Source organism: Bacteroides sp. AM23-12 (assembly GCF_003434395.1).
In the GTDB taxonomy this organism is placed as follows: domain Bacteria; phylum Bacteroidota; class Bacteroidia; order Bacteroidales; family Bacteroidaceae; genus Bacteroides; species Bacteroides thetaiotaomicron.
On record NZ_QTLF01000019.1, the window covers coordinates 1 to 14,904 of the forward strand.

The window sequence follows — 14,904 nt, forward strand, 5'->3', positions numbered from 1 at the left end:
CAGTTATAACAAACGAAGTTGTCAACTAAAACCAGTACACATCAATGGCTTAGAGTTTCCATGAATTTCCTGCTTTGGAAACTGCCGTTTCCCGGTGTGGGAACGATCGTTTCCTTTAAAGGTAACTCTCGTTTCTCGGTGAGGGAACGCCCGTTTCCTAACGGGAAACATATCAAGAGAAGGGACCCAATGAAAATCATCTATTATAATGATAATATTATTTAGGCACGGATTGCACGAATTTCACGGTCTTTAATTGTAGAACCGTGTTAATCCGTGAAATCCGTGCCTAAATGAAAATAAATAGTGTTTTGATTACATATTCGTGCAGTCAATTCTTTATTTATATCCGGCAGCTTTAGCTATCCGTTTCGGAATTTCCGTATTGTCAATCTTCTCACCGAACAGTTGAGAACCGGCACCGATGGCAAATACCGGCACATAACCGGCAGAGTGACCGCCGCTTACCCAGCCTACCATAGATATCTGGTCCATTACTTCTTTAGCGCGTGCAGCCATCGGCTCGCTTTTAGAGTACATGCTTTCGGCAAATACCACCTTATTTCTGACAAAGGATTGTTCGAACTCGTCACGCAGCTTCTTTTCCTGTTCCCAAGAAATAGGGAACTGTTTCCAGAGGCCCATTTCTTCACCCAGGAATTCTTTCATGTCTTCCCAAGTCACTTTGTTGCCTTTTGATTTTCTCAGTTCGCTGATACGTTTGGACAATCCGTCAGCAGAATGTTTCTGATATTGCAGTGCTTTCAGATTCAACGCATATTTGCCTGTACCCAGTACGATACCACCGGTTTCGTGGTCGGCGGTAACAACGATCAGCGTTTCTTTCGGATGTTTCTTGTAGAATTCGTAAGCTACTTTGATAGCGTCATCCATATCCTTTACTTCATTGAATACGGTAGCGGCGTCATTAGCGTGGCAAGCCCAGTCGATCTTTCCACCTTCTACCATTAAGAAGAACCCTTTGTTCTTGCCTTTGGTCAGGAAGTCGATTGCGCTTTCTGTGATTTGGGCGAGAGTCAAGTCGTCGCTTTTACGGTCGATAGCATAAGGCAGGCAGGATGGATCTTTGCCTTCTTCCTGTATCAGGATCATTTTGCCGGCATCCTTGCTTTTGGCTTTATAATCGCTGTAGCCACGTGCTACGGTGTAACCTGCTTCTTCGAAAATAGGGAAGATGTTGGGAGCGTCTTTCTTGTCATACGTCTTGTCCGGTTTCAGAAAACCACCGCCTGCATAGAAGTCAAAGTTTGCTTTTGTCAGGTCGACAGCGATTTCATAATTCATATTACGGTCTGCCTGATGAGCGTAGAAAGCGGCAGGAGTGGCGTGGTCTACGCTGACGGAAGTAGTGACACCTACTTTCTTTCCGGCCTTCTTGGCTTTTTCGGCTACGGTTTCAATCGGGTTTTTGTCTTCTCCTACAGAGATGGCACTGTTGTAGGTCTTCTTTCCGGTAGCCAGTGCAGTACCCGCAGCGGCAGAGTCGGTAACAGAGTTTGTCGCGGAGAAAGTGGTTGCCATCGTTGCTACCGGAAATTGGGTGAACAATAAAGGTTCAACGCCGATGCGCCCGTTTTGCAGTTCTGCCTGATACATCTCTGTACCATTTACCTGATTGACTCCCATTCCGTCTCCGATGAAATAGAATACGTACTTTGCCTGCTGACCGTTGGCTGCAACGGAAATAAGGACAAAGAGCAGTGTGTAAATCAACTTTTTCATTCTTTTGTATCTTAATATTAGGGTTAGTGATGGACAAAGGTAATAAAAAACGGTGGAAGTGCCGAAGCAAATCCACCGTTTCTTTATGTCATTTGTATGACATTTATGCTTTTACGCGTCCTACGTAAGAACCGTCACGAGTGTCGATTTCAATTGTTTCACCTTCGCTGATGAACAAAGGCACACGTACTGTTGCACCTGATTCTACGGTAGCAGGTTTCAGTGTGTTGGTGGCTGTATCACCTTTCATTCCCGGTTCTGTATAAGTAACCTTCATCTGAACTTTGATCGGCATGTCTGCATAAAGTACAGTTTCGGTAGAAGCGTCAGAAACAACGTCCAGCACTGCACCTTCGAGCAAGAAGTCTACACCATTGATCAGGTCGTGAGCGATGGGGTGTTGGTCAAAAGTTTCCTGGTTCATGAAGATATAGTCTTCTCCTTCTTTATACAGGAATTGGTATGGACGACGTTCAACGCGTACATCTTCCAGTTTTTCACCGATATTGAAACGGCGTTCGAGAACATAACCGCTTACTACGTCTTTCAGCTTGGTACGCATAAATGTGTTACCTTTACCTGGTTTTACATGCAGGAATTCTATACAGAAATAGAGCTTTCCGTCCATACGGATACAAGTTCCGTTTTTGATGTCTTGAGCATTAATCATACTGCTGTTTTTCTTATTATATTATTGTTATTTAATTGTCTTCGTCGTAATTCGAGTGCAAAAGTAATCTAAATCAGTAAAAAACACAAAAACTTTTGAGCAAAAATGACTTATCGCTTGGTTAATTTAAAAAAAGTCTCTATTTTTGCAGCCCGATTACGTAGAATAATAACATAAAAACAAGATACAGTAATGAAAAGAACATTTCAACCCTCTAACAGAAAGAGAAAGAACAAACACGGTTTCCGTGAGAGAATGGCATCGGCTAATGGTCGTAGAGTATTAGCTGCTCGCCGTGCGAAAGGCAGAAAGAAACTGACTGTTTCTGATGAGTACAACGGACAGAAGTGGTAATCATCACTCAGAAACAAAAAAGGCGGAGTTTTAAACTCCGCCTTTTTTGTTTGCTTCTATTTTCATTAAAGTTGGTTATAACTTCCTTTTTATGATAAAAAGTACAGGACTCTTGGCACAGTAGTTAAATAGAGTATTAAATAATGTTTAATGGAATGCTCTTTGTCACTTTTTAGCTTTCTTTGTCACAGATCATAGACGGAATATATGCGACAGACGGTTGTGCTCAGAGAATCCGGAAGCCGCATCCTAGAATATTAAGGTTGTTGAAATCTATAGGAGTGGGGAATATAGTTGCAACAATTGTGGTGATGACAGGTGTCCTTGCATTTATGCAGGGACATTTTCATTGCCCACTATTCCGAAATTCAACTAATTTGTAGTATCTTTGGCGCGGATTAACAGCAAAGCGTATGACAATCAAAGAATTCTTTTCTTTTAAAACAAATAAATATTTCTGGGTGAATATCCTTGTCATGATTGTGGCAGTGGTGCTGATTGTGTTCGGCGTGATGAAATGGCTGGATGTTTATACTCGTCACGGTGAGGCGGTGGTTGTGCCCGATGTAAAAGGGATGACTGTGGATGAAGCTTCAAAAATGTTCCGCAATCACGGATTGGTATGTGTCGTTTCCGATTCTAATTATGTGAAGAATATGGCAGCTGGCATTGTACTTGATGTCAACCCGGGAATCGGACAAAAAGTGAAAGAAGGCCGCACCATTTACCTGACTATCAATACACTGAGTATTCCTTTACGTGCTGTTCCCGATGTGGCGGACAACAGTTCTCTGCGCCAGGCACAGGCGAAAGTGCTTGCTGCCGGATTCAAGCTGACCGAGATTCAGTTGATGAACGGTGAGAAGGACTGGGTGTACGGCATTAAATATCAGGGGCGCTCATTGAATGCGGGAGATAAAGTACCTTTGGGAGCTGCATTGACACTGATGGTAGGAAACGGAGAAAACGAACCGTTGGAAAGCGACTCCATGGAAAATGTTGAAGGGGCAGATGAACCTGTTTCCTCAGAATCCCCTTCAAGTCAGGCTGATAGTTGGTTTTAATTGATAAATAACGAAACAGATTCACATGATCGAGGAAGAACTTCCGGATGAACTGGAGAATGATTTGGATGATATAGAACCTGTCGGTGACGAATCCCAGCTTTACGAACATTTTCGGGTGGTCGTAGACAAGGGACAGGCGATGGTCAGAGTCGACAAATATCTGTTCGAACGTATTGTCAATGCTTCGCGCAACCGTATTCAGAAGGCTGCCGAAGATGGATTCGTCATGGCTAACGGTAAGCCGGTGAAGAGCAGCTACAAGGTTAAGCCGCTCGATGTCATTACCGTCATGATGGACCGTCCTCGTTATGAGAACGAGATTATTCCCGAAAATATCCCCCTTAATATCGTTTACGAAGATCCATATGTAATGGTAGTGAACAAGCCTGCGGGACTGGTAGTACATCCGGGACACGGAAACTATCACGGTACGCTTGTCAATGCGTTGGCATGGCACATGAAAGATATTCCTGAATATGATGCCAATGACCCGCACGTCGGCCTGGTCCACCGGATTGATAAAGATACGTCCGGTCTGCTGGTGATTGCCAAGACGCCGGATGCCAAGACCAACCTCGGAATACAATTCTTTAATAAGACGACCAAACGCAGATACCGTGCCCTTGTTTGGGGAAATGTGGAACAGGATGAAGGCACGATTGTAGGCAGTATCGCCCGTAATCCGAAAGACCGGATGCAGATGGCGGTTATGTCCGACCCGTCGATGGGCAAGCACGCGGTCACTCATTATCGGGTGCTTGAACGGCTGGGATATGTCACGCTGGTAGAGTGCATACTCGAAACCGGACGTACTCATCAGATTCGTGTCCACATGAAACATATCGGGCATGTACTTTTCAATGACGAACGCTATGGCGGTCACGAAATTCTGAAAGGTACTCACTTTAGTAAATACAAACAATTTGTAAATAATTGCTTTGACACTTGTCCCCGGCAGGCTCTGCATGCCATGACATTGGGGTTCGTACATCCCGTCACAGGCGAAGAGATGTACTTTACTTCCGAACTTCCGGATGACATGACCCGGCTTATCGAGAAGTGGCGAGGCTATATAAGTAACAGAGAAATAGAATGAAACGCACAATTGCTATCGTAGCCGGAGGTGACACCTCCGAATTTCATGTATCCCTGCGTAGTGCACAGGGAATATATTCCTTCATAGATAAGGAAAAGTACACACTGTACATTGTCGAGATGCAGGGGACCCGTTGGGAAGTACAATTGCCGGATGGTGCAAAAGCACCGGTAGACCGCAATGATTTCAGCTTTATGCTGGGAACGGAAAAGATCAGGTTTGACTTTGCCTATATTACCATTCACGGTACTCCGGGCGAAGACGGCCGTCTTCAGGGATACTTTGACATGATGCACATACCATACTCTTGTTGCGGGGTGCTGGCTGCGGCGATCACCTATGACAAGTTTACCTGCAACCAATACCTGAAAGCCTTCGGAGTGCGTATTGCAGAATCGTTGCTATTGCGTCAGGGACAATCGGTTTCCGACGAAGATGTGATGGAAAAGATCGGTTTGCCTTGTTTCATCAAGCCGAGTCTGGGCGGTTCGAGCTTCGGTGTAACAAAGGTTAAGACGAAAGAACAAATACAGCCGGCCATTGTTAAGGCCTTTGAAGAAGCCCAGGAAGTGCTCGTAGAAGCATTTATGGAAGGAACGGAGCTAACCTGCGGCTGCTATAAAACCAAAGACAAGACCGTCATCTTCCCGCCTACGGAAGTGGTGACACATAATGAGTTCTTTGATTATGATGCAAAATACAATGGTCAGGTAGACGAGATTACTCCTGCACGCATCTCGGACGAACTGACGAATCGCGTGCAAATGCTGACCTCGGCCATTTATGATATATTGGGCTGTTCCGGTATCATCCGTGTGGATTACATTGTGACAGCCGGCGAAAAGATCAATCTGCTGGAAGTGAATACGACTCCGGGGATGACCACTACAAGCTTTATTCCCCAGCAAGTGCGTGCTGCCGGTCTGGATATAAAGGATGTGATGACTGATATAATAGAAAATAAATTTTAAGTAATAGGTAACAGGTAATAAGTAATAGATATTAAATATTAAATTTGTGTGGGCATAGCGCAGCCTATTACCTATTACTTATTACCTATTACCTGCCTCTAAACTTCATAGCTTATGGATACTACAGAGTTTGATGAGATTCGTCCTTACAATGATGAGGAACTTCCTCAAATCTTTGAGGAGCTGATTGCTGATCCTGCTTTTCAGAAGGCGGCTACTGATGCGATACCGAACGTCCCCTTTGAACTTTTGGCGCAGAAAATACGCGCTTGTAAGAGCAAGCTGGATTTTCAGGAAACATTCTGTTATGGTATTTTATGGAAAATAGCGGCGGACCATACGGATGGGCTGACTCTGGATCATACGGCTGTGCCGGATAAAAGCAAGGCTTATACATATCTCTCCAATCATCGGGATATTATATTGGATTCGGGCTTCCTCTCTATCTTGCTGATTGATCAGGGAATGGATACGGTAGAGATAGCGATTGGTGACAATCTGCTGGTTTATCCGTGGATCAAGAAGCTGGTTCGTGTCAACAAATCGTTTATTGTACAACGGGCGCTGACCATGCGGCAGATGCTGGAATCTTCGGCACGGATGTCCCGTTATATGCATTATACCATTAGTGAGAAGAAGCAGTCCATCTGGATTGCCCAGCGCGAAGGGCGTGCCAAAGACTCGAACGACCGTACTCAGGATAGCGTACTGAAGATGCTGGCGATGGGTGGTGAAGGCGACTTGATCGACCGTCTGATGGAGATGAATATCGCTCCTCTTGCCATTTCATACGAATATGATCCCTGTGACTTCCTGAAAGCGCAGGAGTTTCAGTTGAAAAGAGATATAGAAGGATATAAGAAAACCACTCAGGACGATTTGATCAGTATGCAGACTGGTCTTTTCGGATATAAAGGGAAGGTTCATTTTCAGACGGCTCCCTGTATCAATGACAGGTTGGCACAGCTGGACCGTTCATTGCCGAAGCAGGAACTGTTCTCCAGCATATCTGCCTGCATCGACCAGAGGATTCATAGTAACTACCGGATCTATTCGGGTAATTACGTTGCCTATGACTTGCTGAAGGGTACATCCGAGTTTGCCGGTCATTACACCCCCGAAGAGAAACAACGATTTGTTACCTATATCGAGCAACAACTGGGCAAAATAAAGATTCCGAATAAAGACGAAGACTTTTTGCGTGGAAAATTGTTATTAATGTATGCCAATCCGTTGGTGAACTATTTAGCTGCTTGCCAATGAATAAAGTAAAGTTACATACACTCTGGCTTTTGGGTATGCTTTTCCTGATGACTGCCTGCGGGGATGATGATGATTACTATTATCCTTCTGTGAAGTTGGAATTTGTCACAGTGAAGGCTGGGGCGGATGGTCTGATACAGAGTCTGCTTCCTGACAAGGGAGAGCTGTTGACTGTTGCGAGAGACCGTACCGGATCAACCATTTCTCCGAACTCGGCTAGGCGTGTAATCAGTAACTATGAAGTAAATCCGGAGGATGCTACGGCTGTCATATACTCATTGCAGTCGGTGGTGGCACCGGAGCCAAAGGGGGCTGACGACCCGGCTTTTGAAAGCGGACTGAAGTATGATCCGGTAGACGTGACCAGCATTTGGCTGGGGCGTGACTATTTGAATATGATTCTGAACGTGAAGATCAATATCAATAGTGGCAAACAGCACGTGTTTGGTATGATAGAAGAGAGCGTTGAGGCGGAAGGGGATGAGACAGTCGTTACTTTGTCTCTGTTTCATGATGCGAATGGGGATGAGGAGAACTATAATCGTCGTGCTTACATTTCTGTTCCTCTGACGAAATATGTGGATGAAGAAAATCCTCATCAAACCATAAGGATAAAATTCAAGTATCATACCACAGATAAAAATGGTGTGGTGGTAGAATCAAGCAAGTATTGTGATCCGGGATTTGAATATGTTCCGGGCGTGAACTGATTAAGATAGTACATATGTTTAAAATGAATCAATTAGTCGTGGGATTATTTTTATTTCTCTCTTCTCTTTTCTCCTGTCAGCAGAAAGGAGACTTTAAAACGGTGAATGTAGAGGATTTCGATTCTATCATTCAGGATGAAGAAGTGCAGCGTCTGGATGTTCGTACACTGGCTGAATATTCAGAAGGACATATTGCAAAAACGATTAATATTAATGTGATGGATGACTCTTTTGCCTCGATGGCGGATTCATTGTTGCAAAAGAGCAAACCGGTTGCATTGTATTGCCGTAGCGGTAAACGGAGCAAGAAAGCTGCGGCGATCCTTAGTGAAAAAGGATTTAAGGTTGTGGAGCTTGGTAAAGGATTCAATGCCTGGCAGGCGGCAGGAAAGGAGATAGAATACTAAGGTTGTTGCTGTACGGCTTTTTTCTATCTATTCTAGAATAAATGGTTGCGCTTTACATAAAATTCTGAAGGGACGCAATCGTTATCGTGCTAGTATACGGTTAAATAGATGTTGCTATATTCTCAATGTATTCTCATGCTTATGAGAAAAAGTTCTCACCACAATGAGAAAAAATTCTCAAAGGCATGAGAATCTTTTCTCATAGGTGCGAGAATAAAAGCAAGGTTTCATTCACAGATGTTCCGTTTATTCCAATCCCTCAATCAATCTCTTCAAAACCACCGTAGCCGAGATTTCACGGTTGGCAGCTTCGGGGATAACGATAGACTGGGGACTTTCGATTACATCATCCGTGACGATCATATTTCTGCGAACAGGCAGGCAGTGCATAAAGAAAGCATTGTTGGTTACTGCCATCTGTCGGTCGCTGACTGTCCATTCACGGTCTTTGCTTAATATCTGGCCGTAATTGTCGCCTGTATAGGCAGCCCAGTTCTTGGCGTATATAAAGTCTGCTCCTTCGAAAGCCTTCATCTGATCATATTCTACCTTGGCATTTCCTACGAATTGAGGTGCCAGCTCATATCCTTCCGGATGAGTGATAACGAAATCATAGTCAGTGGCATTCATCCACTCTGCAAAGGAGTTGGGAACAGCCTGTGGCAATGGACGGGGATGTGGCGCCCAAGTCATTACGACTTTGGGACGTGCCGTCTTTTTATATTCCTCAATGGTGATTAAATCGGCAAAGCTCTGCAATGGGTGGCGGGTAGCTGCCTCCATCGAGAAGACAGGACGTCCGGAATATTGGATAAATTGATTCAGAATAGTCTCCTGATAATCAAAATCGCGATCTTCGAAACGGGCAAAGGAACGTACTCCGATGATGTCACAATAACAACCCATCACAGGAATCGCTTCCAGCAGATGTTCCGGTTTGTCACCATCCATGATGACGCCACGTTCTGTTTCCAGTTTCCATGCACCTTGGTTGATGTCCAGCACCATTACATTCATTCCCAGATTAAGAGCTGCTTTCTGTGTGCTGAGGCGGGTACGGAGGCTGGAATTAAAGAAGATCATCATCAATGTCTTGTTTCGTCCCAACTCTACATATTTGAAGCGGTCTTTTTGAATTTCAAATGCTTCTGCAAGGGCTGATTTTAAATCGCCGATGTCCTGTACACAAGTAAATTTCTTCATTTTATCTATCATTAATCGTTATTGTCCAATTGATCATTTGTCGTTTCCTCACTTTACCATCTGGTCTGTCCGTCGCCTTCGATCACCCATTTGTAGGAAGTGATTTCCTCTAATCCCATAGGACCGCGGGCATGCAGCTTTTGAGTACTGATGCCTATCTCGGCTCCCAGGCCGAATTGTGCACCGTCGGTGAAAGCGGTAGATACGTTAGTATATACGCATGCCGCATCTACTATCTTAGTAAACAAGGCGGCACGCTCTTTGTTTTCGGTCACGATACATTCGCTGTGCCTTGAACTGTTTTCCTGTATATGCCCCAGTGCGTCTTCAAAACTTTTCACCGTTTTGACAGCCATTTTGTAATCCAGAAACTCTCTTCCGAAGCTTTCCGGGGTGGCAGGTTGCAGCAATTCAGCCGGATAATGTCCTTCCAGTGCCTGATAAGCCTGTGTATCTGCATAGATAGTAACCTTGCTTTCTTTCAGTTGATCGCAGAGCGCAGGCAAATCCCCCAGACGTTTCTCATGAATGATGGTACAGTCGAGCGCATTGCAGACACTGACACGGCGTGTCTTGGCATTATGGATAATATCCGCTCCTTTCCGGGTATCTCCGAACTCATCAAAATAAGTGTGACAGATACCTGCTCCTGTTTCAATGACAGGAATCCGCGCATTCTCGCGCACGAAATTTATCAGATTGCTGCTTCCTCTCGGAATAATCAGGTCTACATAGCCTGTCGCATTCAGTAATGCTGCCGTAGCCTCTCTGTCTGCCGGGAGCAGTTCTACTATATGCGGGTTGACATGAAACTTTTCAAGTACCTTGTGAATGACGCTGATGATGGCACGGTTGGAATCGTCCGCATCACTTCCACCTTTCAGGATGCAGGCATTTCCGCTTTTCAGGCAAAGGGAAAAGACGTCGAAGCTGACATTAGGACGCGCTTCATAGATGATGCCTATTACTCCGAAGGGGACACTGACTTTGGTCAGCTTCATTCCATTGGGGCGGGAGGTTTCCTTTAATATCCTTCCCAGCGGGGAGGGGAGAGTGGCTACATTACGTGTGTCGGCAGCGATGCCTTTCAGCCTCTCTTCCGTCAGTTTTAACCGGTCGTACTTCGGGTTACTCTTGTCCATCCGTGCCAGGTCCTTTTCATTTTCTGACAGGATAAAGGGTGTTTCGGCAATGGCAGCATCAGCGACCGCATTCAGTATCTGATTGATGGTGTCGTCACTCAGCAACGCCAATTCCCGGCTGGCAGCTTGTACAGCAGCGAAAGTTCCGTTTAAATTTGTAGTCATTTGCTCCTTTTTACGTTTTATATTTTTTATTCGATATACAGATAGTCGTAATGTACTACAGGCTTTTTGCCATGTTTGCCCATTGCTTCCCTGGCCTGTGCGGAATCGCAGTTCGCTTTTCCTACACCAACCTGATTGCCCAGGAAGTCCATGATGCGTACAATATCGTCCTTCTCAAATTCGCCTTCGATGTGGGTGATTCCGACCGGAAGAATGCTGGCTGCCTTCTCCGAACTGAGTATATCCGTGGCACATTCGTTAATATGAATTTCCCCTTTGGCGAATCCTTCGCTGTGGGCAATCCATTTCTTTACACTGGATACCGCCTCGGTGGAAGGGATAAAGCGCGTGCAAACCGTATCGTCCGGTTGTTGTAACAAGTCTACGAGAATATTATCCCGTTTTCCGTTGGCGATAATGACTGTAATCCCTTCGTCGGCTACCTTGCGGGCGATATTCGTTTTCGTCAGCATACCGCCACGACCGAAACTCGATTTGGTAGCCTGGATATAGTTGGATAAATCCTTTCCATGCTCGATCTCCCGAATGACAGCGGAGGCAGGATCGGAGGGTGAACCGTTGTAGATTCCGTCTATGTTACTCAGGATAATCAATGCCTGCGCATCCATCATGGAAGCGATCAGTCCGGAAAGCTCGTCATTGTCCGTGAACATAAGCTCGCTGACCGAAATCGTATCATTCTCATTGACGATGGGGATGACGCCGTTTTCGAGCATCACCGTCATACAGTTCTTCTGATTCAGATAATGGCGGCGGGTACTGAAGTTCTCTTTGGTAGTCAGTACCTGACCTACCGCAATGCCGTGTTCACGGAAAAGCTCATAGTAGCGGTTTATTAATTTAGCCTGTCCTACGGCGGAGAATAACTGGCGCTGGTCTACACTGTCGAGCTTTTTCTGCGGGTGTATCTCGCTGCGTCCCGAAGCAACAGCTCCCGAAGAAATAAGAATGATCTCTACTCCGGATTTATTTAATTCTGCTATCTGGTCAACGAGTGCCGACATACGGGTGACGTCCAATGTACCGTCACGGCGTGCCAATACGTTACTGCCTACTTTTACTGCTATTCGTGTAAACTCTTGTTTCATCCTTACTAACGATTTGAAAGTACAAATATAGAGCTTTTTGTCGATATGTTACAAAAACAGGCTGAAAAGAATTATCTTTGCAGCCTGACAGATAAAAGAAAAACAATGAAACATACGAATCCCCAAGTAGAACAAATGACCTCCTTTATCGTGATGGATGTATTGGAGCGTGCAAATGAATTACAGAAACAAGGTGTGGACGTTATCCACCTGGAAGTCGGTGAGCCGGACTTTGACGTTCCGGCTTGTGTGGCGGAAGCTGCTAAGGCTGCCTACGACCGGCACCTCACACATTATACTCACTCTTTGGGGGATCCGGAGTTGCGTCGTGAAATAGCCGCTTTTTATCAGCGTGAATATGGAGTCACTGTCGATCCGGATTGTATTGTCGTCACTTCCGGCTCTTCTCCGTCTATCCTTCTGGTCTTGATGTTGCTTTGTAACTCGGACAGTGAAGTGATTCTCTCCAATCCGGGGTATGCGTGTTATCGTAACTTCGTTTTGGCCGCTCAGGCAAAACCTGTCTTGGTGCCTCTGTCCGAAGAGAATGGTTTGCAATATGATATAGAAGCGATCCGTAAGTGCGTTACTCCGCATACGGCTGGTATTTTTATTAATTCGCCGATGAATCCGACGGGTATGTTGCTGGATGAGAGTTTCCTGAAAAGTGTGGCATCTTTAGGTGTTCCTATTATTTCGGATGAGATTTATCACGGACTTGTATACGAAGGATGTGCGCATAGTATTCTGGAATATACGGATAAGGCTTTTGTCCTGAACGGATTTTCCAAACGATTTGCGATGACAGGGTTGCGTTTAGGTTATCTGATAGCACCGAAATCCTGTATGCGTTCTTTGCAGAAGTTGCAGCAGAATCTGTTTATCTGTGCGTCCAGCATCGCCCAGCAAGCGGGGATTGCCGCATTACGGCAGGCTGACTCGGATGTGGAACGGATGAAGCAGATCTATGATGAACGCCGCCGGTATATGATCAGTCGTCTTCGGGAAATGGGATTCGAGATCAAAGTTGAGCCTCAGGGTGCCTTTTATATTTTCGCTGATGCACGTAAGTTCACTACCGACTCTTATCGCTTTGCATTCGATGTTCTCGAAAATGCGCATGTCGGCATCACTCCCGGTATAGACTTTGGAACGGGAGGCGAAGGATATGTCCGTTTCTCCTATGCGAATTCGCTGGAGAGTATCCGGGAAGGACTGGACCGTATCAGTCAGTATCTTTCTCGTTGCGGCTTCTGATCAGTTCAGTAGCGGCTTCGTACTGGTCTTCAGTGACCAGAACAGATACAGATGGAGCAATATAGGGGGCTAATGTCCCCATGATACCATCTTTAATGACGCAGCGGATGTCATTACTTTCCAACAATCCCTTGATAATTTCTGCTTCCCATGGAGAACCGGAGAATACTTCTATGGCCCTGCTATAATCTTCTTCTTTCATAATCTTATGCTATTTGAGGTTATGTATACAAATATAACAAAAAAGAAGGAAAGATTGATCTGCTTTCCCATATTTATTCGAGAGAAATTCTTTTTACGTCGATTTGCTGGTTCAGGAAGGAAGAGGCCGATTCGACAAACTTCTCTTCCGCTTCTGTGGTGTAAAACAGACAACTGCCGTTTTGGGTACATTTAGCATTCATCTCCGGATGTCTGCTCAGGTAGTCCTTCAGACTTTCGGCTACATATTCTCCTTGTGCGACAATACGGATATGCTTCGGAGTGTATTTTTGTATCTTAGGGAGCAAGATAGGATAATGCGTACAGCCCAGAATCATCGTGTCAATTTCAGGATCTTTGGATAGCAACTGGTCAATGTATTTCCGGATGAAATAATCGGCCCCTTCGTTCTGTGATTCATTATTTTCCACTAGCGGCACCCACATGGGGCATGCCATTCCGCTCACTTGAATATCCGGGAATAGCTTATGTATCTCTAATGGATACGATTCGGACTTGATGGTACCTGCTGTTGCCAGTACTCCGATATGACGGCTTTGAGTAATGTCGCCTATACACTCAACGGTAGGGCGGATAACTCCGAGTACACGGCGTTCAGGGTCAATGCCGGGCAAGTCATTCATTTGTATGCTGCGCAATGCTTTGGCAGAGGCTGTATTGCAGGCCAAGATAACGAGATGACATCCCATTTCAAACAATTTATTGACTGCCTGCAAAGTGAATTCGTATACGATTTCAAAAGAACGTGTGCCGTAAGGAGTGCGTGCATTGTCTCCCAGATAGATATAATCATATTCCGGCAGCGCCTCTCTTATCTTGTTGAGGATAGTCAGCCCACCGTATCCGGAATCGAAAACTCCGATTGGCCCGGGTGTATGAGATAGATGTTGCTTCATGACGAGTGCGGTTTTATATACGCAAAGTTACATGAAAAAAGGGAAAGAGAAAGAAGTATGATCTTCTTTTCTCTTTCCCTTTCGGTATTTTATAGCTTATAGCTTCTTATTTGATGCCGAGCTGTGTCTTTACCTTAGGAGTCAGATTAATACTTTGTGACTCATTAACGTAAGCAACCGGTGTTCTTGCAAGGTCGAAGATGTAGATTACGCCTTCGGCAGCACCTACAGCTTTAATTGCGTCGTCCAACTTTTTGTAGATAGGAGCCATTGCGTCAGCCTGAGCTTTTTGCATCTGCTGTTGAGCTTCCTGTTGGAACTGCTCTTGTCTTTGCATCATATCCTGCAGTTCTTTTTGTCTTCTCTCAGCGATGTTAGCAGGAAGAGAGTCCTTAGCGATAGCTTGCTGGAATTCCTGATATTTCTTGTTGAATTCTTCCTGAGTTCTTTGTAATTCGCTGGTCAGTTGTTTGTCTAGTGCTTCAATATCAGATTGTGCCTTAGCAAATTCAGGCATTGCTGAAACGATTTCTTGGGCATTAATATGACCGAATTTCAGATTTTGTGCAAATACACCCATTGGGAGTGCAAGCATCAATACAAGTGCAATTTTTTTTAGCATAGTTCTA

At 45.0% G+C, this 14,904-nt stretch carries 16 protein-coding genes; 8 read left to right on the forward strand and 8 right to left on the reverse strand.

Going from position 1 to position 14,904, the window contains the following annotated elements; translation table 11 throughout:
• Positions 1 to 339: 339 nt before the first annotated feature.
• Entirely contained in the window at positions 340 to 1,743 is a 1,404-nt protein-coding gene (locus DW640_RS15270) for an alkaline phosphatase (protein ID WP_117578623.1), read from the reverse strand.
• 103 nt (positions 1,744 to 1,846) lie between these two features.
• A complete protein-coding gene (gene efp, locus DW640_RS15275; RefSeq protein ID WP_008766998.1) occupies positions 1,847 to 2,413 on the reverse strand; it encodes an elongation factor P in 567 nt (188 codons plus the stop codon).
• Between the two features lie 192 nt (positions 2,414 to 2,605).
• Between efp and rpmH the strand changes: the two genes are divergently transcribed.
• The 7 genes from rpmH to DW640_RS15310 all read left to right on the forward strand — a co-directional run bounded on the left by rpmH (position 2,606) and on the right by DW640_RS15310 (position 8,281).
• Complete coding sequence (gene rpmH, locus DW640_RS15280; RefSeq protein WP_005678985.1) at positions 2,606 to 2,767, forward strand: 50S ribosomal protein L34; 162 nt, start codon at positions 2,606 to 2,608, stop codon at positions 2,765 to 2,767.
• A gap of 413 nt (positions 2,768 to 3,180) precedes the next feature.
• Positions 3,181 to 3,831: a PASTA domain-containing protein gene (locus DW640_RS15285; protein WP_117578625.1), complete on the forward strand. Its 651-nt coding sequence runs from the start codon at positions 3,181 to 3,183 to the stop codon at positions 3,829 to 3,831.
• Positions 3,832 to 3,856: 25 nt separating this feature from the next.
• Positions 3,857 to 4,930 carry an RluA family pseudouridine synthase gene (locus tag DW640_RS15290; protein ID WP_008762648.1) on the forward strand — a complete coding sequence of 358 codons (1,074 nt, stop codon included), beginning with the start codon at positions 3,857 to 3,859 and terminating at the stop codon, positions 4,928 to 4,930.
• Entirely contained in the window at positions 4,927 to 5,901 is a 975-nt protein-coding gene (locus DW640_RS15295; protein ID WP_008762649.1) for a D-alanine--D-alanine ligase, read from the forward strand. Before DW640_RS15290 ends, DW640_RS15295 begins: the two co-directional genes overlap by 4 nt.
• A 114-nt stretch (positions 5,902 to 6,015) precedes the next feature.
• Positions 6,016 to 7,164, forward strand: coding sequence for a hypothetical protein (locus tag DW640_RS15300; RefSeq protein ID WP_008762650.1), 1,149 nt, complete (start codon positions 6,016 to 6,018; stop codon positions 7,162 to 7,164).
• Positions 7,161 to 7,874: a NigD-like protein gene (locus tag DW640_RS15305; protein ID WP_117578627.1), complete on the forward strand. Its 714-nt coding sequence runs from the start codon at positions 7,161 to 7,163 to the stop codon at positions 7,872 to 7,874. Before DW640_RS15300 ends, DW640_RS15305 begins: the two co-directional genes overlap by 4 nt.
• 14 nt (positions 7,875 to 7,888) lie before the next feature.
• Positions 7,889 to 8,281 carry a rhodanese-like domain-containing protein gene (locus DW640_RS15310; RefSeq protein WP_011108942.1) on the forward strand — a complete coding sequence of 131 codons (393 nt, stop codon included), beginning with the start codon at positions 7,889 to 7,891 and terminating at the stop codon, positions 8,279 to 8,281.
• 246 nt (positions 8,282 to 8,527) lie between these two features.
• Here DW640_RS15310 and DW640_RS15315 read toward each other — a convergent pair whose 3' ends face one another.
• From DW640_RS15315 to proB, 3 genes are read right to left on the reverse strand one after another with little or no spacing between them, the layout of a single operon-like run.
• Positions 8,528 to 9,484 (reverse strand): acetylornithine carbamoyltransferase, encoded by a 957-nt coding sequence (locus tag DW640_RS15315; protein WP_008762653.1) that lies wholly within the window; start codon positions 9,482 to 9,484, stop codon positions 8,528 to 8,530.
• Positions 9,485 to 9,537: 53 nt separating this feature from the next.
• The gene (locus DW640_RS15320; protein ID WP_117578629.1) at positions 9,538 to 10,791 is read right to left on the reverse strand and encodes a glutamate-5-semialdehyde dehydrogenase; all 1,254 of its coding nucleotides are present in this window, start codon (positions 10,789 to 10,791) and stop codon (positions 9,538 to 9,540) included.
• Positions 10,792 to 10,817: 26 nt separating this feature from the next.
• A complete protein-coding gene (proB, locus tag DW640_RS15325) occupies positions 10,818 to 11,900 on the reverse strand; it encodes a glutamate 5-kinase (RefSeq protein ID WP_011108944.1) in 1,083 nt (360 codons plus the stop codon).
• Between the two features lie 105 nt (positions 11,901 to 12,005).
• Here proB and DW640_RS15330 point away from each other — a divergent pair, with 105 nt between their 5' ends.
• Positions 12,006 to 13,157 carry a pyridoxal phosphate-dependent aminotransferase gene (locus tag DW640_RS15330; protein WP_113747941.1) on the forward strand — a complete coding sequence of 384 codons (1,152 nt, stop codon included), beginning with the start codon at positions 12,006 to 12,008 and terminating at the stop codon, positions 13,155 to 13,157.
• Here the strand turns inward: DW640_RS15330 and DW640_RS15335 are convergent.
• The 3 genes from DW640_RS15335 to DW640_RS15345 form a co-directional block, all read right to left on the reverse strand.
• Positions 13,126 to 13,359, reverse strand: coding sequence for a DUF2007-related protein (locus DW640_RS15335; RefSeq protein ID WP_008766993.1), 234 nt, complete (start codon positions 13,357 to 13,359; stop codon positions 13,126 to 13,128). The genes DW640_RS15330 and DW640_RS15335 overlap by 32 nt on opposite strands.
• Before the next feature lie 73 nt (positions 13,360 to 13,432).
• Positions 13,433 to 14,275: a glutamate racemase gene (gene murI / locus DW640_RS15340; RefSeq protein WP_048693807.1), complete on the reverse strand. Its 843-nt coding sequence runs from the start codon at positions 14,273 to 14,275 to the stop codon at positions 13,433 to 13,435.
• A gap of 106 nt (positions 14,276 to 14,381) precedes the next feature.
• The gene (locus DW640_RS15345) at positions 14,382 to 14,897 is read right to left on the reverse strand and encodes an OmpH family outer membrane protein (protein ID WP_008762659.1); all 516 of its coding nucleotides are present in this window, start codon (positions 14,895 to 14,897) and stop codon (positions 14,382 to 14,384) included.
• Between the last annotated feature and the right edge of the window lie 7 nt (positions 14,898 to 14,904).